Genomic DNA, 2,861 nt, shown 5'->3' with positions numbered 1-2,861 from the left:
GGGACGGTATATTACACCGTAGCCCAAAACACGGGCACGACCGTTCGTACCGCTTTGATCAACGTCGGTACGGCGGTATTTAAGGTTGTCCAGGACCCTCCGACATCAGGCTGTTCCATCGGTATAAACCCTACGAGCAAGCAATTCATGGCATCCGGTGGCAGTGACCACTTTGATGTAACGGTATCAGGCAGTAGTTGCTCGTGGACGGCCACAACCGCCGATACGTGGGTAACAATCACTTCTGGTACCTCAGGCACCAGCAATGGTACTGTAAACTACACCGTGGCACAGAACACCAGCACATACCCGCGCACCGGTATAATCAACGTTGCAGGGAAGGCATTTACGATCCTCCAGGATGCCGGCCAGTCAGGCTGCATGGTGACAATCAACCCCACCAACATGAACTATACGGCATCCGGTGGCAGCGGCAATGTCAACGTAACGGCAAACTGCGCATGGACGGCCACAACGGCTGATTCGTGGATAACCCTCAACTCCGGGACATCGGGCACAGGCAACGGCGTTGTGGATTATACGGTGGCGGCATACACGGGTACAAGCGCTCGCACCGGCATAATCAACATAGGCGGAGCGGCGTTTAAGGTTATTCAAAACCCGGGAACATCAACCTGCGCTATCACAGTCAGCCCAACGAGCAAGAACTTTGCATCTTCCGGCGGCAACGACAGCGTAAGTGTAACGGCTGACAGCGCCTGCGCATGGACTGCCTCAAGCAGCGCCAGTTGGATAGTTATAACTTCCAGCAGTTCGGGCAGTGGCAGTAGCACGGTAGATTACTCCGTGGCAGAGAACACGGGCACAACCTCCAGAACCGGTACAATGACCATCGGTGGTCAGGCCGTTACGATTACTCAGGATGCTGCCTCGACATGTACGGTCTCAATCTCTCCAACCAGCAAGCAGTTCCAGGCATACGGTGGCAGCGATACCATAAGTCTGGCGGCAGACAGCGGATGTGCATGGTCAGCGGCAAGCAATGCCGACTGGATAGCATTGACATCAGCCTCATCCGGTTCGGGTAGCGCCACTATCTCCTACACGGTAGCGCAGAACTCCGGCGCCTCACGCAGCGGTACAATGAGCATCAGTGGACAGATGTTCACGGTGACTCAACTGGGTACGGATTGCGCAACCGGTATTTCGATAAACCCGATAACCAGGGAATTCCCCTCCGCCGGTGGCGACGATATCGTGGATGTAGCAACGCCAAACACAGGTTGCACCTGGACGGCAATCAGCAATGACTCCTGGATAAGCATTGTATCGGGCAGCTCCGGCACCGGAAATGGCACGGTCGATTATTCGGTGGCAGAGAACACAACAGCAAGCGAACGCACCGCAACGATGACCATCGCAGGACAGACCTTTACGGTCAAGCAGAAGGCTGCACAGGCAGACGAAGTGACCCTGACGGTTACGATGGCATATCCCACTGCAAGCTCAATAACGACTCAGTCCAAGATATCCAATCCAATGATGGGATCTGTCTATGGCACGGTAACGGTATCCAGTGGAAAGTTTTCCTGGAGTCAGGATGGCAAGATCGGCACGGCATCCTTTAAGAAGGACCTGGTGATTGTACTTTCGGCACAAGAGGGCCTGGGTTCAACGATCAAGGGCTGGACTGGCTGCGATCTAAGTATCGGCACTAACCAGTGCATGGTAAGGATGACCGAAAACAAGAAGATAGCAATAGAGTTCTCCCTGTCCAGGAAGGCCGAATACGACTTCGACGGCGACGGCAACAGCGATATGATATGGAGAAACTCCACCAACGGCGACGTCTACGTCTGGCTGATGGATGGCAAGACCATCAAAGGCGGCGGCTATGTCGTCCAAAACACGGGACTCGACTGGGATATCAAGGCCGTAGGCGACTTCAACGGTGATGGCAGGGCTGACCTCCTGTGGCAAAACAAGGCAACCGGAGATGTTTACATATACATCATGAAGGGTACCGAAATATCAACCGGTGGCTTTGCTGTAAAGGGTCTGGCTGCTCAGTGGGAGATCAACGCCGTTGGCGATTTTGATGGCGATGGCAAGGCAGACATCATGTGGAGACATAAAGACAACGGTGACATATACATCTGGTTAATGGACGGCGCCAATATCATCGGTGGTGGTTACATGCTCAGAGGTATGACTTCGGATTGGAATATTAAGGTCGTAGCCGATCTCAACGGCGACAAAAAGAGCGACCTGATATGGCAAAACTCCGGAACAGGAAATGTCTTTGTGTGGCTGATGAACGGTCTGACGGTCTTAGGTCAGGGCTATGCCGCCAAGAATATCCCAAACAACTGGATGATCGAGGCCATCAACGACTTTAATGGTGACGGCAAGGCCGATATCATCTGGCATGATACAACCGCTCACGACTACGCAATCTGGTTAATGGACGGCACCATTATCATTGGTGGTGATTACGTTACTCGTGCTATCCCTGCTAACTGGCACCTTATGAAGGCCGGAGACTATGACGGCGATGGCAAGGCAGACCTCATCTGGAGAGACACTACTACCGGTGACGTCTATCTGCACATCCTCAATAACGGTACCGCAATAAGGGACCACGGCTTTGTCGCAAACGGTATCCCCGCAGAGTGGCAGACAAGATAGCTGTCGTTGCAGGTGAATGCCTGATATAAACCAAAGAGTTTAACTCGCAAACTGGGGGGCTGGTAAAACAGCCCCTTTCTTTTCTTGTATTGCACTGCACACAACCGCAACGTGCTATGCTATAAGTACCTGCCCATAATTAATTTTATACGTAAAGAAGAAAAAAGGAGGGCGGCTCCGCCCCCTCCTCAGACCTCCCCCGCAAGGGGACC

Annotated in this window: 1 protein-coding gene; it reads left to right on the top strand. The window is 53.0% G+C overall.

All coding sequences use genetic code 11. The annotated features are described in order from the left end of the window. On the top strand, positions 1-2,649 hold a 2,649-nt coding region (locus HWQ67_RS15580; RefSeq protein WP_218253606.1), incomplete at its 5' end, for a BACON domain-containing protein. Positions 2,650-2,861: the final 212 nt, after the last annotated feature.

The organism is Candidatus Magnetobacterium casense (assembly GCF_019173545.1).
Lineage (GTDB): Bacteria > Nitrospirota > Thermodesulfovibrionia > Thermodesulfovibrionales > Magnetobacteriaceae > Magnetobacterium > Magnetobacterium cryptolimnobacter.
Note: the sequence above shows the minus strand (reverse complement) of the source record. Positions and strands in the feature narration are given on the sequence as shown.